Genomic DNA, 23,981 nt, shown 5'->3' with positions numbered 1-23,981 from the left:
TCACCCATGGCGACGGACCAGGCCGTGGATCAGTCCGACCACCGCGCCGACGGGCACGCCGATGCAGCCGAACAGCAGGCCGAAGATCCCGACGCCGATGGCGCAGCCGCCGCTGCTGCCCGGCCGCGTGCAATCCGGATTGAACATCGAATTCGCCAGGCCAAGCCCGATGCCCAGCAGCAGCCCCGCGACCGCGCCAAGCACCGCATACAGCAGCATCCGCCCGAAGATGCCGGCGATGCTGCCCCGCCCCGCGCCGGCGCCGCCGCGCACCAGCACGCCGAAGCCCGCCCCCTGCACCGCGGCGCACAGCGCCTTGGCCGGCGCCGCCGACTGCACGGCGACGAGACCGCGCGGCCAGTCGGTCCACAGCCGCACGGCCGGGTCGCCGCGCCTCAGCGCCGCTTCCACCGCCGCCGCATCGGCCGGGCCCTGCAGCCCGGTGATCGACAGGATCACCGCATCGGGCGGCGGGCCGTTCAATAGGGCACCTTGTCAGGCCGGGCCTGCCAGCGGCGGAAACCCTCGAACGCCTCGGCCGCCATCAGGCGGCGCAGCGGCAACGTGCGGGCGGGGATCGGCAGGCAGACCTCCTGATAGATCGCGGCGTCGTCGAAGCCGATCGCCGCGGCATCCGCGCGATCATTGCCATAGACGATCTCGGCGATGCGCGCCCACCAGACGGCGCCGAGACACATCGGGCAGGGCTCGCAACTGGTGTAGATCACCGCCCCCGACAGGTCGTGGGTGCCAAGTCTTGCACAGGCGGCACGGATCGCCACGACCTCGGCATGGGCGGTGGGGTCGCGGCCGGGGACCACGGCGTTGCGGCCCTCCCCCACCACCACGCCATCCTTCACGACCACCGCGCCGAAGGGACCGCCGCCCTCGGCCACCCCGTCGCAGGACAGCGCGATGGCGCGCCGCATGAAATCCGCCTCCTCCATCCATCCTCCGCCATGCCGCTGATTTCCGGCTCGCATCTTCGCCCAATCCGGCGGCGGGAGGCGACAGCGAATGACAGGGGATGGGCTGTGGTTCGCGCGCAACACGCGCCATGGCGATTTTCGCGCGGCACCCGGAGCACGACTTCGCGCGTGAGTTGAGCCTTGCCTACAACCCACCCGCGATTCATTATCCGGTACACACGTTAATGATGCCTTTCCGTGATGACAGCGGCACGGCATCGGGGGACCGACTTGGGGGACGGCATGGACATTCGTCTGATCGAGCAGCTCCGGCACGAGGAACTGTCCATCCTGGAGGAGCTGCGCGCCACGACGCCGTATCAGCGGCTGGCGGCGCTGCGCCAGGTATTGGCCTGCTACGATGGCCCGCCGCCGGTCGGCGCGTTTCTCGACGCCCTTCTGCCCGAAACGCCGCGCCAGGCGACCAGCAACCTGGCCAGCGTGATCGCCCTGCCGGGACCGCGCGCCGAGGTCGCCTGAAGGCGGGCGCGACGGACCAACCCGCGGTCGCACTGCTCCACAAGCCGAGGACCAGGACGCAGGATGGGAGGGGTGCCGCCCCTTCGAACCCGCCCGCCAGGAGCCACCGCACCCCCGGACCGCGCGTTTCGGGCGGCAGCGCCGCCGCCGGGCGCCGCGTCCTGACGCGCGGCGCCCGCCACCCCTCCCACACAGGCCCGCGGCCGCGCTAGTCTCGCGCGCATGACCGGGTTCACGCTCTCCGCACTTGATCAATCCTCCGTCGCTGCGGGCCGCACGCCCGGGGAGGCGATCCGCGAGACCATCGCCCTCGCCCAGCATTGCGACGCGCTCGGCTTCCACCGCTACTGGTGCGCCGAACACCACAACAGCGCATCGCATGCCGGCACGGCGCCGGAGGTGCTGCTGGCGGCGATCGGCGCCACCACGAAGCGCATCCGCATCGGCAGCGCGGGGGTGATGCTGCCGCACTACGCATCACTGAAGGTGGCCGAGCAGTTCCGCGTGCTGGAGGCGATCGCCCCGGGCCGCGTCGACCTGGGCGTCGGGCGCGCACCGGGGTCGGACGGGCGCACCGCCTTCGCGCTGAACCCGCAGGCCAACCAGGCGGCGGATCTGTTTCCGCAGCAGGTGATGGAGCTGCTCGGCTGGCACGGTGACGGGCTGCCGGAGAATCACCCCTTCCGGTCGATCATCGCCCAGCCGGCGGTGGAGACGCGCCCGCAGATGTGGATCCTGGGCTCGTCGGATTACGGCGCGCAGGTCGCGGGGTACTTCGCGCTGCCTTTTTGCTACGCGCATTTCTTCTCCGATGGCGGCGGGTCGGAACAGGCGATCGCGGTGTATCGCGAATCCTTCCAGCCGAAGCCCGGGATGGCCGGGCGGGTTGCCGCGCCGCACCCGGCGCTTGGCGTCTATTGCCTGGTGGCGGACACCGAGGCCGAGGCGAAGCGGCTGTTCCGGTCGCGCGAATTATGGCGGCTGAAGCGGGATCGCGGCCTGTATCTGCCCCTGCCGAGCGTCGAGGAGGCGGAGGCCCACGCCTATTCCGACCTTGAACTCGCGCGCGTGGAACGGATGCGCGACGGCGCGATGGTCGGCACGCCGGAACAGGTGAAGGCGAAGCTGGAGGCGCTGTCGGCTGCGCATGGCGGCATCGCGGAATTTGCCGTCATCACCCACTGCCATGATCCGGCGGCGCGGCGGCGGTCCTACAGCCTGCTGGCGGAGGTGTTTGGGTTGCAGGCGGGCGGGGTGGCCCTGGCGGCGGAGTGACGGAGCGGCGCCCCGCCCGCATCAACCGCCCATCACGTTGCGCAGCGTGCCGATCCCGTCGATGCTGACCTCCACGGTCATGCCGGGCCGCATCGGCAAGGCGCCGACCGAGGTGCCGCAAGCGATCAGGTCGCCCGGTTCCAGCGTCATCTCCCGCGACAGCAGCGCCACGATCCGCGCCGGCGGGATGATCATGTCGGCGAGCGGATAATCCTGCCGGACGCGACCGTTCAACGCCACGCGCACGCGCAGCGCGGACCAGTCGAGCCCGGTCGCGATGGCCGGCCCGACCGGCCCGAAGCCGTCGCAGGACTTCGCCCGCGCCCATTGCGGGAAGGACGGGTCGGCATGGAGGATATCCAGCGCCGTGACGTCGTTCACGGCCGTGAGCCCGAAGATCGCGGCGGCGGCCTCGACCTCGTCGGCATCCCTGCAGCGGCGACCGACCACCAGCCCGAGTTCGCCTTCATACAGCACCTTGCCAGTGTAGCCGGCGGGCGGGCGGATCGTGTCCTCGGGGTCGAGCAGCGCGGTGCCGGCCTTGAGGAACCACAGCGGCACCTCGGGGATCGCGGCGCCGGTCCGGGCGGCGAGGTCGTGGAAGTTGTTCCACAGGCCGATGAACTTGCCCGGCCGCACCGGCGCCAGCAGGCGGACGGCGTCGCGCGGCAGCGTCTCGCGCGTCGGCGTGGCGCCGGCGAACAGGTCGCCGGCATGAACGGCGATGACGCCGGCGGCCTCATCGAGCGTGCCGAAGCCCTCGGCACCATCCTGTCGCGCGAAACGTACCCACAGCGTCACCGGTTGCTCCCCACCATGTCGGGCGGGAGCCTATCGCCGCGTGACCGCCGTGGCGATTGTCAGCGGCGGATGAAGACGAAGCGCACCGGGGGCGCGCCGCCGGGCCCGGCCCGCCGCATGCGCCACCACAGCGACCCGCCACCGATCAGCCCCGCGATCAGGGCGATCGGCAGCATGACGCTGATCGCCAGCACCGCCAGGCCAGCCAGGGCAAGGCCCGCCGCCCCCAGCGCCACCAGCATGGCGACGCCGCCGATGCGGGCCAGCATCCGGTCGAAGCCACTCATCGCCCGGGGTTGCACGGGGTCGCGGAATTCGCCTTCCGGGGTCATGTCGATGACGGGTGGGCGGTGTTGCGTGTTCATGGCCTTGAGGACGTGGCCCATGGGCGCGCCAGGATCAAGGGCCGTTACGATCCGTGACGCAGCGCGTCGAGCCGCGCGAACACCTCGGCCACCGGCAGGCCGGTCAGGTCGTGGTGTTCCTCGCCCACCAGGGCCCGGTGCAGCTCGGCCGGCACATGGCCCCGGATGGCCGTGGCGACCGGCGCGGGCGCGACGAGCGCGACGCTTTCCACTGTGCCGGCGCGCAGGGCACCGACCACGTCCTCGGCCATGCGGCGCGCCAGGTCACGCTTCGCGTGTTCCTTCGGGCTGTCGTCCTTGCCGTCATATTCCATGGCGCTGCGGGCGGTCGCCCCGGCGCTCGCGAAACTGCGGCCGGGCCGGTCCTCGCCAAGTTCGGAATCCTTCGCCCGCGCATCGGGGGAGGCCCAGGCGAGCACGGCGTCGTAGCCCGTCTCGCCTAGCCGCTTCAGGTAGCCCTTGCCGTGGCTGCCATTGGCCACGACGAAAAGGCGCCGGGCATGGTCACTGTCGATGCTTGCTGGCTGCGGGGTCATCTGGCTTCTCGCTCCCTTGATCGGTCCTTGATGGACCATCGCGACGGGCGGCGCCTTGATCGGCAGCAAAGCCCTATTCCGGGCGCACCACCAGCGTCGTGCCGTCGACACCTTCCACCCTCACGCGGGTGCCGGCCGGGCTGCCGGCGACATCGCGCGGCAGGCGGGCGGACCAGTCGGAATCACCCACCCGCACGCGCGGGCCGGTGGAATTCGGTTCCACCAGCACGCCGGGCCGGCCAACCAGCCCCGCATCGGGGGTATTCACCCGCGGCCGCGGCCGGTCCGACCGGCGCAGCCGCAGGGCGGTGGCGATGCCGGCGGCGAGCAGCGCGATGAACACGGTCACGGTCAGCCAGAAGGGCGGCGTGACCAGCATGAGCATCAGGCCGGTGCCGATCGCGGCGAGGCCGACCCACAGCAGGAAGACCCCGGGCAGCAGGGTTTCCGCGCCGAGCAGCAGCAGCCCGACGAGGATCCAGGTCAGCGCGGGGTCCATGGCGAGGGCGCCTCCGGTGCGGGCGAAGGCGTGGGCGGACGGGGTGGCAGGCGTGGCGGTACCGTGCCGTCCGGCCCGCGCAGCAATTCCATCGCCTGGGTGATGCCGCCGGCCAGCGCGCTGCTTTCCATCGGCACGATGACCAGCTTCTGGGCGGTGTTGCCGGCCAGCACCTCGAACGCCTTCACATACTTGTCGGCGATGAAGTAGCGCAGCGCATCGGTGCCCGCGCCGGCGGCGACCTCGGCGACCATGCGCGTCGCGGCGGCCTCGGCCTCGGCGGAACGCTCGCGCGCCTCGGCGTCGCGGAAGGCGGCTTCCTTGCGGCCCTCGGCCTGCAGGATCAGCGCCTGCTTCTCGCCCTCGGCACGCTTGATCTCGGCCTCGCGCTCGCCTTCCGCCTTGGCGACCGTGGCGCGGCGCTCGCGCTCGGCGGTCATCTGCAGGTTCATCGCGCGGATCAGGTTCTCGGGCGGCTCGATCTTGCGGATCTCGACGCGGGCGATCTTCACGCCCCACGGATCGGTCGCGCCATCCAGGATGGCGAGCAGCGAGGAGTTGATGCGCTCGCGCCCCGACAAGGTGGCGTCGAGTTCCATCTCGCCGATCACCGCGCGGATGTTGGTCATGGTCAGCGCGGTCAGGGCGATGCCAAGGTCCTGCACGGCATAGGCAGCCTTCGCCGGGTCCATCACGCGGTAATAGACGATGCCATCCACGGCGACGGTCGCGTTGTCACGGGTGATGACGGATTGCTCGGGAATGTCGAGCACCTGTTCCTGCACGTTCACCCGCCTTCCGATGCCATCGATGAAGGGGATGATGAAGTTCAGGCCGGGCGACAGCATGCGGGTGAAGGCGCCGAAGCGCTCCACCGTCCAGACCTCGCCCTGCGGCACGGTGCGGATGCCGCGCAGCGCGGTGAGCACCGCCAGGAACAGCAGTACGATCAGGACGATGGTCGAGGCGGAGATGATCTCGAATGGGCTCATGGCCCAAGCATAGACCGGATGGGCGGCGCAACGGAATGTCGGCCTTGCCGTCGGGGCGGCGCGGCGTGACCATGGATGAAGCATTTCATATCGGAGGACGCGTGATGCAGGGCAGCAACCAGCCGCTGACGGTGGACCTGGCGGGACTGCGCGTGGCGATCAGCGCCGGCGCCGGCGGCATCGGCCGCGTCATGGCCGACAGCTTCGCCGCGCGCGGCGCCAAGGTCTTCGTCTGCGACCTCGATGCCGAGGCGCTTGCCACCTGCCCGCACCCGAAGATGCGTGCCGACATGGGCGAGACGGCCGATTGCGAGGAATTCGTCGATGTCGCCGCCTCCACTCTCGGCGGGCTGGACGTGCTGGTGAACAACGCCGGCATCGCCGGCCCCACCGCGCGGGTCGAGGATGTGACGCCCGAGGCGCTGGAAGCCACGCTGCGCATCGACCTCGCCGCCATGTTCCATTGCGCGCGGCGCGCCGTGCCGCACCTGCGCAATGCCGGGGGCGGGTCGATCGTGAACCTGTCCTCGGCGGCGGGGCGCTTCGGCTTTCCGCTGCGCAGCCCCTATGCCGCGGCGAAATGGGGCGTGGTGGGTTTCACTAAGTCGCTGTCGATCGAACTCGGCCCGGACCGCATCCGGGTGAACGCCATCCTGCCCGGCCTCGTCGCCGGCGACCGCATCCGCCGCGTGATCGAGGCCAAGGCCCAGGCGGAGGGCGTGGCCTTCAAGGTGAAGGAGGCGGAACTGCTGCGCGATGTCTCGCTACGCTGCTACGTGACGCAGCAGGACATCACCAACATGGCGCTGTACCTGTGCTCGCCGTTCGGCGCGACCATCAGCGGGCAGGCGCTGTCGGTCGACGGAGACCAGCAGCGGCTGGGGTAGGCAGGGCGAGGTCGAGGTCTTGCGCGGCCTCGGGCGTCCGCGCGACGACAGGCGTGACCATCACCAAGGCGCCGCTGCGCTTCAATCGCGACGCCGGACATAGGCCGCCGGCGGGACGCCCAGGATGCGGCGAAACATCGTGCTGAAGGCGGCCGGGCCGGCATAGCCGAGGTCGAAGGCGATCCCGGTCACCTGGTCGCCCCGCGCCAGCCGCGGCAGCGCCGCCAGAAGGCAGGCGCGGCGCTGCCATTGCGCGAAGCTCAGCCCCGTCTCCTGCCGGAAGCGACGGGTGAAGCCGCGGCGACTCAGCGCGAGGTCACGGCTCCAGGCATCGATCGTCTGGCGCATCGTCGGGGCCTGGAGGAAGCGGCGGCACTGCGCGAGCAGCCGTCCGCCGCACGGCAGCGGCAGGCTGAGCGGCAGGACCGGCGCGGCCACGACCTCATCCAGCAGCAGCGCCATGACGCGGCCGTCCCGCCCATGCGGATCGTACTCGGCGGGCAGGTCCACCGCGGCGATCAGCAACTGGCGCAGCAAAGGCGGCACCCCGATCACCCGGCAGTCAGGCGCCAGGTCGTCGCGCGCCCCGGGTTCGACATACACGCTGCGGGTGGCGACCGCGCCCATCATGGTGATGGCATGGACCGTGCCGCCGGGGATCCAGATGCCCTGGCTGGGCGGCACCATCCAGGCCCCCTGCCCGGTGCGGACCAGCATGGTGCCGTGTTCGGCGAACAGCAGTTGCGAGCGGCGATGGCTGTGCGCCGGATGCTCGTGGCCGGCAGGGTAGTCGTTGCCGACCGCGACGACGGGGCGCGGGGTCGCTTCGATCTCTGCCGCGCGGATGTGCCGGGCCATGGCCCGGATTCATAGCATTCGGGCCCGTATTGCGAAGCGGGCCAGACGGGGCCGCCCGATACTGGGCGGCGGACCGGATGGGGCGGATCGGATGACGGAAGGGCGCGTGGTGACCAAGGCCGAGTTGTTCCTCGGTTTCCTGAAGATCGGGATGCTGGGGTTCGGGGGCATCGCGCCCTGGGCGCGGCACGTCATCATCGAGGAGCGGCGCTGGCTGACCGAGAAGGAATTCGCCGCGATCCTCGGCATCGGCCAGGTGTTGCCGGGGCCGAACACGATGAATGCCGCGGTGATGATCGGCGACCGTTTCCAGGGGTTGGCAGGCGCGCTGCTGTGCGTGCTCGGACAGTTGGTGGTGCCGCTGGTGATCGTGACCGCGCTCGGCGCGGCCTATCTGCGCTTCGCGGATGTGCCGGTGGTGCAGGCGCTGGTGGTCGGCGCGGCGGCGGGGGCGGCGGGGCTGGTGATGGGCACGGCGGTGAAGATGGCGCGCAACATCCGGCCATCGGCGCGCTCGCTCGTCATCATCGCCGCAGCGTTCATCGCCATCGGCGTCATGGAATGGCCGCTGGTGCCGGTGGTGGCGGTGCTGGTGCCGCTGTCCATAGGCGGCGCGGCGCTGGAGCGGCGGGCATGAACCAGGCCTCGCTGATCGACATCGCGCAGGTCTTCGCGGCGCTGTCGCTGGTGTCGATCGGGGGCGCGAATGCGACGCTGCCCGAGATCCGGCGCCAGGTGGTGGAAGTGCATGGCTGGATGGGCGATGCGGGTTTCGCCGATGCCTTCGCGATTTCCCACGCCGCGCCGGGGCCGAACATCATCATGGTCAGCCTGATCGGCTGGCAGGTGGCGGGGCTGGCAGGCCTGCTGGTGGCGACCTTCGCCATCGTCGCGCCGTCCTGCACGCTGGCCTTCGTCGTGTCGCGCACGCTGTCGCGCTGGAACGATCATCCGGCGGTCGGGCTGGTCAAGGCGGGGTTAGTGCCGGTGGCACTTGGGCTGATCCTGGCGAGCGGCGTGGCGATGATGCGTGCCGCGGCCCATGGCGCGCTGGGCCTGGCGATCGGCCTGGCCACTGCCGCCTTCGTCGTGCTGTCGCGCCGCAATCCGCTCTGGGCGCTGGCCGCCGGAAGCCTGGCGATGGTCAGCGCACCGTGGCTCGGTGGCCCATGACCCCACCCAAGGCGCCAATTCCCCGCGGTCCAGGGGCCCGCAGGCCCCTGGTGGGGTGAGGTTCGGAGAGGGGCGAGGGCCCTCTCCGTTCACACGCCCTGCGCCATCGCCCGCATGAAGGTTTCGCGGAACCGGATGGGATCGCGATCCGTCTGGTTGCGCCCTGGTTCGTTGTCGATCTTCACGCCGATGACGTGCGGCCCGTCGGTGGCCAGCGCGCGACCCACCAGCGCGTCGAACTCGGCTTCGTCCGCCGCCCAGGCGGCCGAGGCGATGCCGGATGCGCGCGCGATCGCCACCATGTCGGTGCCGGCGGTCCGGGACGGCGTCCCCTGCCCGCCGGTGATCTGATAGATGCCGTTGTCCCACAGGATGATGGCGAGGTTCCTGGGCTTCTGCGACGCGATGGTGGACAGGCAGCCCAGCTGCATCAGCAGCGAGCCATCCCCTTCCAGAGCGAACACCCGGCGGGTCGGCTGGGCGATGGCGACGCCGAAGGCGATGGGTGCTGCGAGGCCCATGGACCCCAGCATGTAGAAGTTCTCGCCGCGCGTCTTGTCGGCGCCCCACAGGTCCCAGTTGGAATTGCCGATGCCGCCGATCACCGCCTCGCGGTTGGTCAGGCGCCCGACCAGGCGCTTCGTCAGCGCCGCGCGGTTCATCACATGCAGGTTGTCGGTGGTGTCGGTCACTTGCGCGCTCCGCTCAGCAGAGGGGAGATGATCAGGCAGGCCGGCCAGCGGGTGGCGAAGGCCTGGCGGATGGTGCGGTCGGCCATGAAGGCGGCCTCATCCAGCCGCGTCATGGTGTGGTGCTCGATGCCCATGGAATCGAGGATCGGGCGCATGGTGCGGCAGACGATCGCCTGGCCCGGGTTGAATTCGCCCATGGTGCCGCGTTCGGAGACCACCATCAGCACCGGCACCTGGAAGGCGACGGGCAGCGACGCCAGCACGTTCGGCAGCGTCGCGAAGCCCGAGGTCTGCATCATCACGATGCCCCGCATGCCCGCCATGTTGGCGCCGGTCACGATGCCCACGGCTTCTTCTTCCCGCGCGCAGGGGAAAGCGGTGAAGAAAGGGTCGGCGTGGATGCCGTCGATCAACGGCCGCAGCACATTGTCGGGCACATAGGTGACCAGGCGGACATCGTTGTCCTTCAGCGCCTGGCGCAGGATGGCGTGCCAGGTGGTCGGTGGCGCATCGGCGGCGCTCATCATCGTGGGGATGTCTCCTCGCTTCGCTGGCCGGTATCGCACCGCCCGCGGCGAGCGCCAAGCCACGCGGGCGCCGCCCGGCTGTGCCCGGGATCACTGCCGTCCGAGCGCCCGGACGCGATGATCACGACAGCGGAATGGCACCCCGAACGATTTCATGGCGGGTCGTTACGCTCTGTTGCGATGCGTCATGGAAGTTGCCATGCTGCCATCGGAACAAACTTGTGGTCGGTGCGCCCGGCCGCCGGCAGGCGACCCTCGCCAGACCATCGGCAAGGGGCGCGGCGCGGTCGCGCACTGAAAACAGGGGCCGGCCGCCCAGGGATGACGGCTCCAGCTCGTCGCCATCGGGAAAACCGGCCTCGTCGGAGATTCGACCTGTGCGCCCCATGCCGGGGCCGCCCGGGTACCAGCGGGAGATGGGGTCGATGGCCACGCGCGTCTATCTGGGCGACCTGCGCTACAACACCGGCGGCGTGCTGGCCAATGACTGCATGCCGCTTGGCGTCGCCTACATGAAGGCGGTGATGGACCGGGACAATACGGATGTGGACAGCCGGCTGTTCGTCTATCCGGACCGGCTGATGCAAGCGCTGAGGGAAGCGCCGCCCGACATCCTGATGCTATCCAACTATGTGTGGAACGAAGCGCTGTCGCGCGCCTTCTTCCGCATCGCCAAGCAGGTGAACCCCAACGTGCTGACGGTGATGGGCGGACCGAACATCCCGCTCGAGCCCGACCGGCAGATCGCCTATGTCGAAGCCTGCCCCGAGGTCGATGTCTACATCACCGGGGAGGCCGATTTCGCCGCGTCCCGCCTGGTCTCGATCTTCCAGGATTGCGGGCAGTCCCACACCGCCTGGGGCGCGCGCGGGATGGACAGTTCCATCTGGCGCAACCCGGAAGGCCAGCTGGTGCGCAGCGCGACGAAGCCGCGCCACCGCGAGGTGAACGAGATCCCCTCCCCCTGGCTGACCGGCATCCAGGATGAATTCTTCGACGGCCGCCTGTCGCCGATGATCGAGACCAATCGCGGCTGCCCCTTCACCTGCACCTTCTGCGCGCAGGGCACCTCCTGGTACTCGAAGGTCCATAATTTCGAGCTGGACCGCATGAAGGAGGAAATCCACTACATCGCGAAGCGCATCCAGGAGAAGTCGCCCAAGATGGGCACGCTGCGCATCGCCGATTCCAACTACGGCATGTTCGAGCGCGACATCGAGATCTCCGGCTATATCGGCCAGATGCAGCGCGACTATGGCTGGCCGACCTTCATCGACGCCACCACCGGCAAGAACCGGCCCGAGCGCATCATCAAGTCGGTCGAACAGGTCTCGGGCGCGCTGGTGCTGTACCAGGCGGTGCAATCGCTCGATGAGAACGTGCTGCGCAAGATCAAGCGCGAGACGATCAAGCTCGATGCCTACAAGGCCCTGGAAGTGCACATGCGCGGGCGCGGGCTGAAGTCGATCTCCGACCTCATCCTCGGCCTGCCGGGCGAAAGCCTGCAGACCCACCTGCACGGGCTGACCACGCTGCTCGATTCCAACATCGACCAGATGCACAACTTCCAGGCGATGATGCTCAAGGGCTCCGAAATGGAGAAGGCCGAGAGCCGCGAGGTGTTCAAGTTCGACACTCGCTTCCGCGTGCTGCCGCGCAATTTCGGCGTCTTCGAGGAGAGGCGCGTCTTCGACACCGAGGAGATCATCGTCGCGACCGACACGCTGCCCTTCGAGGACTACATCACCTGCCGCAAGTACCACCTGATCTCCTCGGTGTTCTGGAACGACGGGTGGTTCGCGCATCTGGTGGCGTTCTGCCGCGCGCATGGCATCTCCAACGCCGAATGGTGGAAGGCGATGCTGCCGGCGCTGGAGGATGGCGATGCGGAGGTGCGCGGCTTCCTCGACCAGTTCGTGGGCGAGACCAAGGGCGAGCTGTTCCCGACGCGCGAAGCCTGCATCGACTTCTATTCGCGCGACGAAAACTTCGAGAAGCTCGGCCGTGGCGACATCGGCGACAACCTGATGTACCGCTACCGGGCCATCGCCTCCTTCTTCATCTGGGATGCGGTGTGCAATGCGGCGATGAAGGCCTCGCGCGAGCTGCTCGAAGCCCGCGGCGTGCCCGCGACGATCCCGGATTTCGACCTGTTCTGGGCGGATTTCCACAGCTTCACCCGCCTGTCCCACGCGACCGGGCTGACCGAGGAGGCGATCCTCGCTTCGACCGAGGCGGTGCTGAACTACGACTTCCCGGCCTGGATCGCGTCGGGCGACTGGATGAACCCAGCGGCCTGCCGGCTGGCGGAACCGCAGCTTTTCCTGTTCGAACTGACCGAGGAAGGCGCGCGTGAAATGAAGATGTCGCTCGCCACCTGGACGACGCACATCCGCGGCCTGTCGAAACTGGTCACTCGCATCCGCGTCGAATCGCAGGTGCGCCAATGCATGCCGGCCGATGGTTCGGCGGGCATGACGCGCCGCGCGGGGGTCATGGCGGCCGAGTAGCCGGCGACCGGCCCCGGCGCCATCGCCGGCTTACGCGAAACGGACTCGCCAGGACATCGCCCGGCGCCCGACGGGGGCTGCGTGCCAGCCAGGCTTGCGCGTCCGCGTCGCACAGCCGCATAGGATGGGGCATGGACACGCCACCTGCCCCACCTCGCTTCCTGGTCGATGCCGATGCCTGCCCGGTGCGCGACGAAGCGGTGCGTGTCGCCGGGCGTCTTGGATTCGCGGTGGTGCTGGTGACGAACGGCGCGCGCCCGGTACGCCCGCCCGCCCTGCCCTATGTGCGGCTGGTCGTGGTGTCGGAGGGTGCGGACAAGGCCGATGACTGGATCGCCGAGGAAGCGCGGCCCGTCGATGTCTGCCTGACGGCGGATATTCCCCTGGCGGCGCGGTGCCTCGCCAGGGGCGCCTTCGCAATATCCTTCAAGGGCAGGCCCTGGACCACCGACAATATCGGCAGCGCGCTGGCGGGGCGGGACCTGTCCCAGCACCTGCGGGAGACAGGTGCGATCACCGGCGGGCCGGCACCGATGACACCGGCCGACCGGTCCCGCTTCCTCAACGCGCTCGATACCATGGCGCAGGCGGCGCTGCGCCGGGCGCGCCAGGGCTGAGCCCGATACCGACGGCACAGGACGGGGCCGTGGATGCGGCCCGTCCGGAAGCCGGGCAAACCGAGGGTTTGCGGCCGGCAACAGAGGGGGAAAGGCAACGCGAATGCCAGCGGCCGAGGAATTCGGCCGTTGGGATCAGCGCGGCGCCTCGGCCACCTGGCGGTCCTCCAGGCACGCGGTCTGCGTCAGCCAGGGCCAGGGATTAACCGGCATGCCGCCGATGCGCAGTTCGACATGCAGATGCGCGCCGGTGGTCCGGCCGGTACGCCCGACCGCCCCGATGCTGCCGTTGGGCGCTATCGCCGCGCCCGGCGTCACGCCCGAAGCGATACGCGACAGATGCGCGTAGCGCGCCACAGTTCCGTCCGCATGTTCGACATCCACGATCAGGCCATAGGCGAAGTAGCGGCCGGCATAGACCACGCGCCCCGCCCGCGCCGCGGTGATCGGTGCGCCATAGGGGGCGCGGATGTCGACGCCGGGATGAAAGCCCCGGCCGCGATAGCCGAAGCCCGAGGAATATTCGCCCGCCACCGGCAGCACGCCGTCGCATGGCCCGGCCTGGGCGGCATGGGGCGCGATGGCGAAGGCGGCGGCACAGGTCGCGCCAAATCCGGCAGCAAAGGACAAGCGTCGGGTCAGGCGCGTCTTGCGCATGCGATGGGATTCTCCCGTTGGTGAAGCCTCCGGTCATAGGCCGTAACCGGGGTCACAGCGTCAACCCGCGGGGGATTGAAATCGGAGTAATGTGCGCAACCGGAATATTGCGCCGCAGCATTCAATAACCTTGGCGGCGGCGCCAATCCCAGGGTGGCTCGAAGCGACCGGCCCAGATGCCCCGGCCGCGGGTCCGCGCTTCATCCTCATGCGGAACATAGTCGAGGGCATATTGCCGGTAGGCCATGGCCCAGCCGGCGGCAACCATCGCCCCGGCGATGTCCTGGCCGTCCTCGTTCACGCAGCGCACGACGCGGCGGTCGTAGCGGTCCACCCCGATCGCCTGGCAGGTCAGCGCGCCGCTGCCCAGGATGCGCCCCAGCGCGGCGCGCGCCTGTTCGCCGCAGCGATACGCAGCACCGTCGCGTTCGCAGATCTGGGCCATCTCCGGCGCGTCGATGCCGTTCAGACGCAGCCTTTCGCCACCGGTGGACACCGTATCGCCATCGACGACGACGGCGCGAACGGCGAAGACGCCGCCGGTCTGCGCAGCCGTCGGGACGGCCGGCGGCGCATTGCCATAGATGACGCGCGGCATGCCGGCGGGCCGCGGGGCGATGCCCGACTGCGCCTGTGCGGCCGGGACGCTGGCCGGCCCGTTGGTCACGACAGGCTCAGGTGCGCCCTGATGATAGAAGGCGAAATAGCCGATCAGGATGATGAGCGACGGCACCAGCGCGCCCGGCAGCAGCATCGACAGGTGCCGCCGCCAACGACCCCGGCGTGGCGCCGCACGCTCGGCCGCGCACAGCGCGTCACGCAATTCGGGCGGCAGGGTGCGACGGCGTCGGAACATCGGGGGCGTCCTCCGGCCGCTTCTGCCGGGCGTGACGATTCGGCGTCAATCGGCGCGGATGGCGTTGTCGCGCACGACTGCGCTCCACTTCGCCACTTCCCGCTGCACGAAGGCCGCCAGCCCCGCCGGGTCGGACATGATCAGGCGCGCCTGCTGGGTGTCCTCCATGGTGTGGCGGACCTGCGGGTCGGACAGCGATTCCTTCAGCGCGGCGTTCATCCGCGCGACGGCCGCCTGCGGCGTGCCATGCGGCGCGAAAACACCCCACCAGGCCTCCGCCTCCAGACCCTCGAAGCCTGCCTCGCCGACGGTCGGCAGGCTGGCCAGCGCCGGCAGGCGCTGCGGCCCGAACTGGGCGAAGGTGCGCAGCGTGCCGCCGCGCACATGCGGGCTGACCACCGCGGCCGAGCCGATCATCATGTCGACATGCCCGGCTACGGTGTCATTCACCGCGAGGCCGCCGCTGCGATACGGCAGATGCGTCATCCGCGTGCCGGTCTTGCCCTGCAGCAGCACCATGGTCAGGTGACCGATCGTGCCGTTGCCGGTGGACCCGAAGGAGACCGCGTCCGGCCGCGCCTTCGCCCCATCCACCACGTCGCCGATGGTCTGGAACGGCTTGTCCGGCTTGCAGGCGAGCACATAGGGCGCGCCGCCGATCAGCATCACCGGATCGAGGTCGCGATCGGGGTTGAAGGGCAATTGCGGGATCAGCGCGGCGAGCGTGGCGTGGCTGTCGAAGGTCAGCAGCCAGGTCTGGCCGTCCGGGCGTGCCTTGGCCACCGCATCGGTGCCGATCGACCCGGCCGCACCGCCACGGTTCTCGACCACCACTGGCACGCCAAGGCGCTGCGTCAGCCCCGGCGCCACGAGCCGCGCGACCGCATCGGTGGACCCGCCCGGGGCGAAGGGAACGACGATGCGGATGGCGGTGCCCTGCGCGTGAACGGCCGGCGCGGCGATGCTCGCGGCAGCAACCCCGAGGGCGGTGCGGCGGGTCAGTCGGATCATGGTCGTTCTCCCTGGTTCGCATGAGCGGTCCCGCCCGGCTGGAACCGCTCACCCTGGCCGGGGGCGCATCCTCGCCCCTTCGGGCGATCATACCTGGGCAGGATCTGCTCGACCGCCTTGATGCGGCGATGAGGCCGTACAGGCAACCCCTCACCCGGCATCCATCAGGTCGAGCACGGAAGGATGGAACAGTGCCTCGGGCGCGATCTCCCGCGCGGCCAGCCCGTCGGCCACGGCGTAGCGGATCATCGCGGCAACCTCGTCGCGGTTGCGGGCAAAGCCGTAGGGCCAGGGGTTGCCGCCCATGGCCGCGATCTGCGCCTCGGCCTCCGCCGCGATCCAGGGCAGCGAGACGCGCAGCACGTTGACCAGGCGCAACTCGGCGAGCGAGGCGGCCTTGGCGGCGGTGAAGGCGCGGAACAATTCGACCGGTAGCCAGGGATGGCGCTCGGCCACGTCCTTCCGCACGGCGAGGCAGTGCATGATCGGGAAGAAGCCTGTCGCCTTGAACCAGGCCTGTTCCTCGGCGCGCGTGTCGGGCCACAGGCGCGCGACCGGCGCCGATCCATCGAGGAAGCAGCGCGGCGGGCGCGGTCCGATCAGCGCGTCGACCTCGCCCGCCGCCAGCGCGGCTTCCAGGTCCCGGCCGAGCGGCTGCACGTCGAAACCCGCCGGCAGCGTGATCGCGACGCGTTCCCCGCCGGTCCGCCACGCGATGGCCCTGGTGTCCACGCCATAGTGCTCGCGCAGGAAGCCGCGCACCCACAATGCCGCGGTCTGCTGGTATTCCGGCAGGCCGATGGTCCGTCCCGCCAGGTCGGCGGCGGAGCGGATGCCGCGATCGGTGCGCACATAGACCGCCGAATGCCGGAAGGCGCGGGAGAGGAACACCGGCACGCCGACATAGGGCGAATCGCCGCGCGCGGTGGTGACGATGTGGCTGCCCATCGACAATTCGCTGATGTCGAATGCCTTGTCGCGCAGGGCGCGGCGGAAGATGTCCTCGGGTTCGCCGGGCAGGAAGGTGATGTCGCAGCCGGGGATGCGGAAGCGCCCATCCATCAGCGGCCGCGTGCGGTCGGAGGATGTGCAGGCGAGCGTCAGCGCGATCATGAGGCGGCGATATTCCCGGGCGTGAAGGGCATGGTGCGCGCACGGATGCCGAGCGCGTCGTGGATGGCGTTGGCGATCGCGGCGATGGTGGGCGCGAGCGAAGCCTCCCCCGCCCCGAGCGGCGGCAGGTCCGGGCGCGGGATCAGCCGCGCCGCGACGATGGGCACTTCCGAGAAGCGCAGGATCGGGTAGCGGTCCCAGTCGTCGCTGGTCACCGCGCGGCGGTCAAAGCGGACCTGTTCCTTCAGGGCCATCGACACGCCATGGATGGCGCCGCCCTCATACTGGTTCAGCACGCCATCGGGGTTGATCACCTCCCCCACATCGGCGGCGATCCACAGCCGACGGCAGACGACGCGGTCAAGCGCCTCGATCTCGGCCGCGACGGCGCAATAGGCGCCGAAATTCTTGTAGCGCGCATAGGCGAGGCCGAGGCCGAAGCCTTCGCGCCGGGCGCGGCCCCGCCAGCCCGACACCTCGGCGGCCAGGGCGACGACATCCCGCCCGCGCGGATCATCCAGATGGCGCAGGCGGAAGTCGAGCGCGTCCTCGCCCGTCATGGCCGCGAGTTCATCCATCACGGATTCGATCGCCAGCACATTGGCCGGCGCACCAAGCCCGCGCAGCGCGGAGACGCGCAGCGGCATGGCGTCGAGCCGCTTCACGCCGACCGTCAGCTTCGGGATGCGATAGGCCGGAACGGCGTTGCGCTGCGCCCCGCCGCCACTCGCCAGCGGCGGGTTCATCGCGTTCGGGATCGGCCGCGGCGGGTCCATGTATTCGACGGCGAGCAGCGTCGGGCTGGGATTGCGTCCCGGGCGCGAGGAATGGCCGTGGCTCGTCACCTCCTCCCGCCATTCCACGATGTTGCCCCCGGCGTCGAGCGATGCCTCGATCTCCACCAGCATCGCCGAGGACATGGGGCCCCAGCCAAGTTCCTCGGCGCGCGACCACAGCAGCCGCACCGGGCGCCCCGGCACGGCGCGGGCGGCGAGCGCGGCGTCGAGCGCCACGTCATCCGCGCCATTGTGGCCGTAGCAGCCCGCACCTTCCATGTGGCGGACGACGACGTCCTGTTCCGCCACCGCCAGCGCCTTCGCGAGATCGGCTCGGAGGTTGTAGACGCCCTGCGAATGGGTCCAGACCTCGAGCGTCCCGCCCTGCCAACGCGCGACCGCGCAGCAGGTGCCGACCGAGGCATGGGTGACGTAGGGACGGTGGAAGGCGGCGCGCAGGGTTTGCACCGCCGCACCCGCCGCTTCGTCGCGCTCGGCGATCACGGCATGGTCGCCCGGCGCGTCGCGCAGCCAGGCGGGCAGCGCGCCCTCGGGCGGCAGCGTGTCCTCGGCCTCCCAGCCCGCGCGCGCGGCGAGCCGTTCGGCGGCGCGTTCGGCGTCGTGCTCGATCTCCGCCAGCACGGCCAGGAAGGCGCCGTCGCGCACGACGATCGCATCGCCGGGCAGCGTGCCGTCGCGCAGTGCCACCAGCCGCGCGCGGCGTGCCGGCGGCCGCACGACGCGCCCATGCAGCATGCCCGGCAGGCGCAGGTCATGAACGAAGCGCGCGGCACCGAACACCTTGTCCGGCAGGTCGAGCCGCGCCGCCGAGGTGCCGGCGATGCGGCGCGCCGTCGGTGGCTTCGCGCGGATATCGGCCGGTGCGTCGCAGGCCAGCAGCCCTGCATCGGCCTGCGCCCAGTACGACCCGACCTGCCGCCCATCCGGGGCGAGGAAGGCGCCGTCATCGACGCGAAGCGCATCGAGCGCGACGCCGCTGCGCTGGGCGGCGACCTGCAGATGGATGGCGCGCGCCGCCGCTGCCGCATGGCGCAGCGCCATGCCGCTGTCCTGCACCGACAGGCTGCCGGAGGTCACGCCCTCATTCGGGCTGTCGGGCGTGGCGGCGGCGCGCAGCGCAACCCGTGCGAGGGCAACATCGAGTTCGTCGGCGACGATCTGCGCGAGGGCGGTGAGGATCCCCTGCCCCAGTTCGACCTTACCCGGCGTGACGATGACACGCCCGGCCGCGTCGAAGGCGAGCCAGCGATCGAGGCGCGGATTGGCCGCAAGGCTGCCCGGCAGCTTGCCCGGCGGCGCGGCGCGGCGGTCGAGGTCGCTGGTCATGCGGCACCGGCCGGTGGCCGATCGGCCCGCATCTCCACCGCCGCCCGCTTCACCGCGCGGATGATCCGGTTGTGGCTGCCGCAGCGGCACAGATGCGGGTCGAGTGCCGTGCGGATCGCCGCGTCATCCGGGTCGGGTTCGCGTGCCAGCAGCGCGGCGGAGGCCACCAGGATACCCGAGAGGCAGAAGCCGCATTGCCCCGCCTGTTCGTCGAGGAAGGCGCGCTGCAACGGATGCGGCGCATCCGGCGTGCCGAGCCCTTCCACCGTCGTCACCCGCCGCCCCGCGACCGAGGCGGCATCCAGCGTGCAGGCATGGGCCGGCGCGCCATCGACCAGCACGACGCAGGCGCCGCACTGTTCCACCCCGCAGCCGAAGCGCGGACCGGACAGGCCAAGCGGACCGCGCAGCGCGTGCAACAGCGGCAGCGGTCCGTCCAGGTCCACCGACACCGCCGCGCCGTTCAGCGTGAAGGCGACCATGGCTGCCTCAGTTCGCCTGGATGCCGGCGAGGCGGATGCCTTCGGCCTGTCGCGTAATGTCCGCGCGCAGGAAGCGGTCGAAGGCATCCACGCTCATCGGATCGACCAGGGCGCCCATGCGCTGCTGCTGATCCCGCGTCGCCGGCAGGGACATGATGCGGTTGACCTCGGCGTTCAGGCGTTCACGGATCGCCGGCGGCGTCGCGGCGGGTGCCATCAGGCCAAGCCAGATGCTGGCCTCGTAGCCGGGCAGCACTTCCGCGACGGTGGGCACATCGGGCAGCAGCGGGCTGCGCTGCGGGCCGGTGGTGGCCAGCGCGCGCACGCGTCCGCCGTGCGCCTGTTCCACCATGGTCGGGATGGCGTCGAACATCATCGGCACCTGGCCGGAGATCAGCGCAGTGCGCGCCTCGTTCGACCCGCGGAAGGGGATGTGGGTGATCTCGATGCCGGCCATGGCGCGGAACACCTCCCCGGCGACGTGATAGGGTGTGCCGGGGCCGGAGGAGGCGTAGTCCACCTTGCCGGGATTCGCCTTGGCATAGGCGATCAGCTCCTGCACCGACTGCGCCGGCAGGGACGGATGCACCACCAGCACATGGTGGGCGACGTTGATGAAGGCGACCGAGGCCAGGTCGCGCATCAGCACATACGGGCGATTGGGCAGCAGGGTCTCATTCGCCGTGTGGGTGTTGGACATCAGCAGCAGGGTGTGGCCGTCCGGCGTCGCCTTCGCCACGGCATCGGCGCCGATCGTCCCACCGGCGCCGGGGCGGTTCTCGATCACCACCGGCTGGCCGAGCGCGACGGTCAGCGGTTCGGCCAGGAACCGGCCGGCCACATCGGCCGACCCGCCGAGTCCGAAGGGGACAATCACGCGGATGGGCCGCGACGGCCAAGCCTGCGCGGCGGCGCCGCGCGCAAGCGTCGCCGAGGCCAGCGTTCCCAGGGCCAGGGCTGTCCTGCGACCGATCATGTGCTGTTCCTCCCGTTGCTTGCCGTCATTAGGGGCGCCGCGGCGGGAGGAGGCAAGGGTCAGCCCGGCACCCAGTCCGGCACCGGCATGGCGCGATAGGCCTCGCGCAGGCTCTTCGACCAGCCTTCGCGGACGGAACGGAAATAAGGCTCTTCCTCGGTGATGCGCTTGCGCAAGGTCGCGCAGCAGCCCCCTTCCCGATACACGAGCAGGTCGAGCGGCATGCCAACCGTCAGGTTCGACCGAAGCGTGGAATCCATGCTGATGAGCGCGAGCTTCACGCCATCGACCAGCGTGGTCTCGGGCGTGACCACGCGGTCGAGGATCGGCTTGCCGTATTTGTGCTCGCCGATCTGCAGGAACGGCGTGTCGGCGGTGGCTTCGATGAAGTTCCCGGCGGCGTAGATCTCGAACAATCGCTGCGCCTGGCCGATGATCTGCCCGCCAAGCAGCAGGGCAACGTCGAAGCTGAAACCCTGGGCGCGCAGGGATGGGCCGTCGGCGTCGAACACCGCGCGCACTGCGGCACCCACCAGCTGCGCGGCGCGGAACATGGTCGGCACGTCGCGCAGCGTGTGGCGTTCGCCATCGAGCCACACCCCTTCCTGCAGCCGCGACCAGACCTGCTGGCTGATGGCGAGGTTGCCCGAGGAGAGCATGGCGATCATGCGTTCGCCGGTCACTTCCTCCAGATGCATCTTGGAGAAGGTGGAGATGTGGTCGACTCCCGCATTGGTGCGGGTGTCGGAAAGCATGACGAGGCCCTGGTTGAGATAGAGCCCGACGCAATAGGTCATGGAAGCTGCCTCCGCTGGGGCGGAGAGACGGTCATCAGGACCGTTGCGTCAAGCCTGTCGGCGGCCCCTGCTCACCAGAAACGGCGGCCCGGTGCCTTGCATCGGGCCGGGGCGCACAGCGCGACCGCGCCCGGACCGACATGCCGGCGCACGGCGCACAAACCAGGCGCGCGGAAGCGCGCGCCGGCGCGTGAGGTCCGGAAACTAGGCCTGAAGATAGAACTCCTGGATCCGCCGGCCGAGTTCGAGGTTGCGGTCGATCGTCGCGGTCAGGAAGTTGTGCAACCCGCCTTCCATGATGTCGCCGATGCGGCCGAAGCGCAGCCTGGCGTGCATCTCGCCGGCCAGCCGATGACATTCGCCGCGCCGCCCGCCATGCAGGGCGGCGATGCCGTCCAGCGTCTCCTCGATGCGCGCATAGCAGGCGATCATCGAGCGCGGCAGTTCCGGGCGCAGGATCATCAACTCGGCGATGCGCTCTGGGTCGAGCCGGGAATGATACACCCACTGATAGGCGCGCAGCGCCGACACCGACCGCAGGATCGCCTGCCACTGGACATAGGCGAGCGCGCCGCCTTCCTCCGCACCCGCCAGGGCATGGTGGTGCACGTCGAGCACGCGGGCGGTGTTGTCGGCGCGTTCGAACATCGTGCCGAGGCGGACGAAGCTCCAGGCCTCGTCGCGCAGCATGGTGTCGGCATAGGCGCCGTTGAACAGGATGGTGCGGGACTTCACCCAATCGAGGAAGGCCGGCAGGTTGTCCGGCGTGAAGGTCGCCTCGGTGGTACGGCGGCCTTCGGACCAGGTCTCGTTCACGGCTTCCCACATGTCGGTGGTCAGCGCCGTGCGCACGCGGCGCGCATTGCTCCGCGCCGCCTCGATGCAAGACAGGATGGAGGACCCGTTGGAAGCGTCGGCCGCGAGGTAACGCACCACATTGGCCTGCGTCATCTCGGCACCGGTCTCGGCGAAGCCGGGCGCGCAGCCGGATGCCGTGAGCAACGCCCGCCAGGCATTGTCGCGCCGGTCCACGACGCCGGTCAGGCTCGCCATGCGCAGCGTCACCTGCAGGCCGCGGGCATTGTTGCCGGCGCGCTCCATGTAGCGGCCGAGCCAGTAGAGGCTGTCGGCGGTCCTGCTCAGCATTGCGACTGACCCTGCGATGCGGTGGAGGACCGGGCGATGTCGGCGGGATCGTCCTCCAGCACCCAGGTATCCTTGGTGCCGCCGCCCTGGGACGAATTGACGACCAGCGAGCCTTCGCGCAGCGCGACGCGCGTCAGCCCGCCGGGGACGATGCGCACCTCCTTGCCGCACAGCACGAAGGGCCGCAGGTCGACATGGCGCGGCGCGATGCCCTGGTCCACCAGCGTCGGCACGGTGGACAGGGCGAGCGTTGGCTGGGCGATGTATTCGGCGGGCTTCGCCTTGATGCGCGCGGCGAACTCGGCGCGCTGTTCGGCCGTGCTGTGCGGCCCGACCAGCATGCCGTAGCCGCCCGACCCGTGGGTAAGCTTCACCACCAGCTCATGCAGGTGTTCAAGGACATAGGCGCGGTCGTCGGCCCGCTCGCACAGATAGGTCGGCACGTTCGACAGCAGCGGCTCCTCGCCCAGATAGAAGCGCACCATCTCCGGCACATAGGGGTAGATCGCCTTGTCGTCGGCGATGCCCGCGCCCGGCGCATTGGCCAGCGCGACATTGCCCGCCTTGTAGGCCGCCATCAAGCCGGGGACGCCCAGCACGCTTTCCGGACGGAACACCTTGGGGTCGAGGTAGTCGTCATCGATCCGGCGATAGATGACGTCGACGCGCTGTGGCCCGGTCGTGGTCTTCATGAAGACCACGTCGTCCTCGACGAACAGGTCGGGGCCTTCGACCACCTCCACGCCCATCTCATCGGCGAGGAAGCAGTGTTCGTAATAGGCGCTGTTGAAGGAACCCGGCGTGAGGATGGCGACACGCGGCAGCCCGCGGCAATTCGCCGGCGCGACGGATTTCAGCGTCTCGAGCAGTTCCTCGGGGTAATGGCTGACCGGGGCGATGTGGTGCGACGCGCACAGGCCGGGGAACAGGCGCAGCATCGCCTCCCGCCCCTCCAGCATGTAGGAGACGCCGGACGGCGTGCGGCAATTATCCTCGAGTACCCAGAAATCATTGGTGTCGGTGCGCACCACGTCGATGCCGGCGATGTGGGTATAGACGCCGCCGGGCGGGACGAAGCCCTTCATCTCCGGGCGGAACGCCTCGTTGCCCTGGATCAGCGCCGCGGGCACCCGGCCGGCCTTGAGGATCTCCTGCGCGCCATAGACGTCCAGCAGGAACATGTTCAGCGCCTTGACCCGCTGCACCAGGCCGCGCGACAGGGCCTCCCATTCGGACCGTGCGAGGATGCGCGGGATGATGTCGAAGGGGATCAGTCGTTCGGGATCGCCGCCTTCGCCATAGACGGCGAAGGTGATGCCGATGCGCTTGAACAGCAATTCGGCCTCGTGTCGTCGTCGTTCCAGCGCGTCACGCGGCGTGGCGGCGAGCCAGCGGGCGATCTCGGCATAGGGTCCGCGAAACAGGCCATCGGCCGTCATCTCGTCGAAGGTAGGGGTCGTCCTGGTCACCGGCGCGAAGTCCTCCGGTCGCCAGCCTCGCCGGGCCGGGGGGGGCGGCGCAAGCCTGCGTTGCTGTCGCAGCGCAACATCGGGCGCGGTTTTGCCCAGGAAGCGGGCGATGGGTGGTCTGCGGATGGGCAGCGCGGCCCGCCGCCCCTATCCTCGGCCATCCAGAAAGCC

Annotated in this window: 28 protein-coding genes; 7 read left to right on the top strand and 21 right to left on the bottom strand. The window is 70.0% G+C overall.

From position 1 onward, the window contains the following. Window positions 1–483: a hypothetical protein gene (locus AAFN86_RS02485; protein ID WP_347541624.1), complete on the bottom strand. Its 483-nt coding sequence runs from the start codon at window positions 481–483 to the stop codon at window positions 1–3. Then, window positions 480–947 carry a nucleoside deaminase gene (locus AAFN86_RS02480; RefSeq protein WP_347541623.1) on the bottom strand — a complete coding sequence of 156 codons (468 nt, stop codon included), beginning with the start codon at window positions 945–947 and terminating at the stop codon, window positions 480–482. The genes AAFN86_RS02485 and AAFN86_RS02480 overlap by 4 nt, the downstream gene beginning before the upstream one ends. 264 nt (window positions 948–1,211) lie before the next feature. On the opposite strand from AAFN86_RS02480, the gene AAFN86_RS02475 reads away from it, so the two are divergent. Then, window positions 1,212–1,448, top strand: a complete 237-nt coding sequence (locus AAFN86_RS02475; RefSeq protein ID WP_347541622.1) for a hypothetical protein — start codon at window positions 1,212–1,214, stop codon at window positions 1,446–1,448. Window positions 1,449–1,670: 222 nt separating this feature from the next. Continuing rightward, entirely contained in the window at window positions 1,671–2,723 is a 1,053-nt protein-coding gene (locus AAFN86_RS02470) for an LLM class flavin-dependent oxidoreductase (RefSeq protein WP_347541621.1), read from the top strand. 21 nt (window positions 2,724–2,744) lie between these two features. On the opposite strand, the gene AAFN86_RS02465 is transcribed toward AAFN86_RS02470, so the two are convergent. From AAFN86_RS02465 to AAFN86_RS02445, 5 genes are all read right to left on the bottom strand, one after another. Next, complete coding sequence (locus AAFN86_RS02465) at window positions 2,745–3,524, bottom strand: fumarylacetoacetate hydrolase family protein (RefSeq protein WP_347541620.1); 780 nt, start codon at window positions 3,522–3,524, stop codon at window positions 2,745–2,747. 59 nt (window positions 3,525–3,583) lie between these two features. Beyond that, on the bottom strand, window positions 3,584–3,889 hold the full coding sequence (locus AAFN86_RS02460) for a hypothetical protein (RefSeq protein WP_347541619.1): 306 nt from the start codon (window positions 3,887–3,889) through the stop codon (window positions 3,584–3,586). A 44-nt stretch (window positions 3,890–3,933) separates the two neighbouring features. Next, window positions 3,934–4,425 (bottom strand): host attachment protein, encoded by a 492-nt coding sequence (locus AAFN86_RS02455; protein ID WP_347541618.1) that lies wholly within the window; start codon window positions 4,423–4,425, stop codon window positions 3,934–3,936. Between the two features lie 73 nt (window positions 4,426–4,498). Next, complete coding sequence (locus AAFN86_RS02450; RefSeq protein WP_347541617.1) at window positions 4,499–4,924, bottom strand: NfeD family protein; 426 nt, start codon at window positions 4,922–4,924, stop codon at window positions 4,499–4,501. Continuing rightward, complete coding sequence (locus AAFN86_RS02445; protein ID WP_347541616.1) at window positions 4,909–5,916, bottom strand: SPFH domain-containing protein; 1,008 nt, start codon at window positions 5,914–5,916, stop codon at window positions 4,909–4,911. The genes AAFN86_RS02450 and AAFN86_RS02445 overlap by 16 nt, the downstream gene beginning before the upstream one ends. Before the next feature lie 104 nt (window positions 5,917–6,020). Here AAFN86_RS02445 and AAFN86_RS02440 point away from each other — a divergent pair, with 104 nt between their 5' ends. Next, a complete protein-coding gene (locus tag AAFN86_RS02440) occupies window positions 6,021–6,803 on the top strand; it encodes an SDR family oxidoreductase (protein WP_347541615.1) in 783 nt (260 codons plus the stop codon). Window positions 6,804–6,884: 81 nt separating this feature from the next. On the opposite strand, the gene AAFN86_RS02435 is transcribed toward AAFN86_RS02440, so the two are convergent. Next, the gene (locus AAFN86_RS02435) at window positions 6,885–7,661 is read right to left on the bottom strand and encodes a helix-turn-helix transcriptional regulator (RefSeq protein WP_347541614.1); all 777 of its coding nucleotides are present in this window, start codon (window positions 7,659–7,661) and stop codon (window positions 6,885–6,887) included. A 91-nt stretch (window positions 7,662–7,752) separates the two neighbouring features. Between AAFN86_RS02435 and AAFN86_RS02430 the strand changes: the two genes are divergently transcribed. Beyond that, window positions 7,753–8,298 carry a chromate transporter gene (locus AAFN86_RS02430; RefSeq protein WP_347541613.1) on the top strand — a complete coding sequence of 182 codons (546 nt, stop codon included), beginning with the start codon at window positions 7,753–7,755 and terminating at the stop codon, window positions 8,296–8,298. Then, window positions 8,295–8,834 (top strand): chromate transporter, encoded by a 540-nt coding sequence (locus AAFN86_RS02425; RefSeq protein WP_347541612.1) that lies wholly within the window; start codon window positions 8,295–8,297, stop codon window positions 8,832–8,834. The genes AAFN86_RS02430 and AAFN86_RS02425 overlap by 4 nt, the downstream gene beginning before the upstream one ends. An 89-nt stretch (window positions 8,835–8,923) precedes the next feature. Here the strand turns inward: AAFN86_RS02425 and AAFN86_RS02420 are convergent, their stop codons facing one another. From AAFN86_RS02420 to AAFN86_RS02410, 3 genes are all read right to left on the bottom strand, one after another. Beyond that, the gene (locus AAFN86_RS02420) at window positions 8,924–9,526 is read right to left on the bottom strand and encodes a thiamine pyrophosphate-dependent enzyme (RefSeq protein ID WP_347541611.1); all 603 of its coding nucleotides are present in this window, start codon (window positions 9,524–9,526) and stop codon (window positions 8,924–8,926) included. Next, window positions 9,523–10,053 (bottom strand): decarboxylase, encoded by a 531-nt coding sequence (locus AAFN86_RS02415; protein ID WP_347541610.1) that lies wholly within the window; start codon window positions 10,051–10,053, stop codon window positions 9,523–9,525. Before AAFN86_RS02415 ends, AAFN86_RS02420 begins: the two co-directional genes overlap by 4 nt. A 121-nt stretch (window positions 10,054–10,174) precedes the next feature. Then, a complete protein-coding gene (locus AAFN86_RS02410) occupies window positions 10,175–10,486 on the bottom strand; it encodes a hypothetical protein (protein ID WP_347541609.1) in 312 nt (103 codons plus the stop codon). On the opposite strand from AAFN86_RS02410, the gene AAFN86_RS02405 reads away from it, so the two are divergent. Continuing rightward, window positions 10,479–12,563, top strand: a complete 2,085-nt coding sequence (locus AAFN86_RS02405) for a B12-binding domain-containing radical SAM protein (protein ID WP_347541608.1) — start codon at window positions 10,479–10,481, stop codon at window positions 12,561–12,563. The two genes, AAFN86_RS02410 and AAFN86_RS02405, sit on opposite strands and share 8 nt — an antisense overlap. 131 nt (window positions 12,564–12,694) lie before the next feature. Continuing rightward, the gene (locus AAFN86_RS02400; RefSeq protein ID WP_347541607.1) at window positions 12,695–13,180 is read left to right on the top strand and encodes a YaiI/YqxD family protein; all 486 of its coding nucleotides are present in this window, start codon (window positions 12,695–12,697) and stop codon (window positions 13,178–13,180) included. 135 nt (window positions 13,181–13,315) lie between these two features. Here AAFN86_RS02400 and AAFN86_RS02395 read toward each other — a convergent pair whose 3' ends face one another. The 10 genes from AAFN86_RS02395 to AAFN86_RS02350 form a co-directional block, all read right to left on the bottom strand. Next, window positions 13,316–13,837 (bottom strand): M23 family metallopeptidase, encoded by a 522-nt coding sequence (locus AAFN86_RS02395; RefSeq protein ID WP_347541606.1) that lies wholly within the window; start codon window positions 13,835–13,837, stop codon window positions 13,316–13,318. A gap of 121 nt (window positions 13,838–13,958) precedes the next feature. Then, window positions 13,959–14,693, bottom strand: coding sequence for a thermonuclease family protein (locus tag AAFN86_RS02390; RefSeq protein ID WP_347541605.1), 735 nt, complete (start codon window positions 14,691–14,693; stop codon window positions 13,959–13,961). A gap of 45 nt (window positions 14,694–14,738) precedes the next feature. Next, entirely contained in the window at window positions 14,739–15,704 is a 966-nt protein-coding gene (locus tag AAFN86_RS02385; protein WP_347541604.1) for a tripartite tricarboxylate transporter substrate binding protein, read from the bottom strand. A gap of 150 nt (window positions 15,705–15,854) precedes the next feature. Then, a complete protein-coding gene (locus AAFN86_RS02380; protein ID WP_347541603.1) occupies window positions 15,855–16,817 on the bottom strand; it encodes an ABC transporter substrate-binding protein in 963 nt (320 codons plus the stop codon). After that, window positions 16,814–18,940 (bottom strand): molybdopterin cofactor-binding domain-containing protein, encoded by a 2,127-nt coding sequence (locus AAFN86_RS02375; RefSeq protein ID WP_347541602.1) that lies wholly within the window; start codon window positions 18,938–18,940, stop codon window positions 16,814–16,816. Before AAFN86_RS02375 ends, AAFN86_RS02380 begins: the two co-directional genes overlap by 4 nt. After that, window positions 18,937–19,422 (bottom strand): (2Fe-2S)-binding protein, encoded by a 486-nt coding sequence (locus tag AAFN86_RS02370; protein WP_347541601.1) that lies wholly within the window; start codon window positions 19,420–19,422, stop codon window positions 18,937–18,939. The genes AAFN86_RS02375 and AAFN86_RS02370 overlap by 4 nt, the downstream gene beginning before the upstream one ends. 7 nt (window positions 19,423–19,429) lie before the next feature. Next, window positions 19,430–20,398: a tripartite tricarboxylate transporter substrate binding protein gene (locus AAFN86_RS02365; protein WP_347541600.1), complete on the bottom strand. Its 969-nt coding sequence runs from the start codon at window positions 20,396–20,398 to the stop codon at window positions 19,430–19,432. Window positions 20,399–20,457: 59 nt separating this feature from the next. After that, window positions 20,458–21,195, bottom strand: coding sequence for a peptidase (locus AAFN86_RS02360; RefSeq protein ID WP_347541599.1), 738 nt, complete (start codon window positions 21,193–21,195; stop codon window positions 20,458–20,460). 204 nt (window positions 21,196–21,399) lie between these two features. After that, the gene (locus tag AAFN86_RS02355; protein WP_347541598.1) at window positions 21,400–22,341 is read right to left on the bottom strand and encodes an alpha-E domain-containing protein; all 942 of its coding nucleotides are present in this window, start codon (window positions 22,339–22,341) and stop codon (window positions 21,400–21,402) included. After that, window positions 22,335–23,780 carry a circularly permuted type 2 ATP-grasp protein gene (locus tag AAFN86_RS02350; RefSeq protein WP_347541856.1) on the bottom strand — a complete coding sequence of 482 codons (1,446 nt, stop codon included), beginning with the start codon at window positions 23,778–23,780 and terminating at the stop codon, window positions 22,335–22,337. The genes AAFN86_RS02355 and AAFN86_RS02350 overlap by 7 nt, the downstream gene beginning before the upstream one ends. Between the last annotated feature and the right edge of the window lie 201 nt (window positions 23,781–23,981).

It is taken from the genome of Roseomonas sp. CAU 1739, assembly GCF_039839775.1.
Taxonomy (GTDB): Bacteria; Pseudomonadota; Alphaproteobacteria; order Acetobacterales; family Acetobacteraceae; genus Neoroseomonas.
Note: the sequence above shows the minus strand (reverse complement) of the source record. Positions and strands in the feature narration are given on the sequence as shown.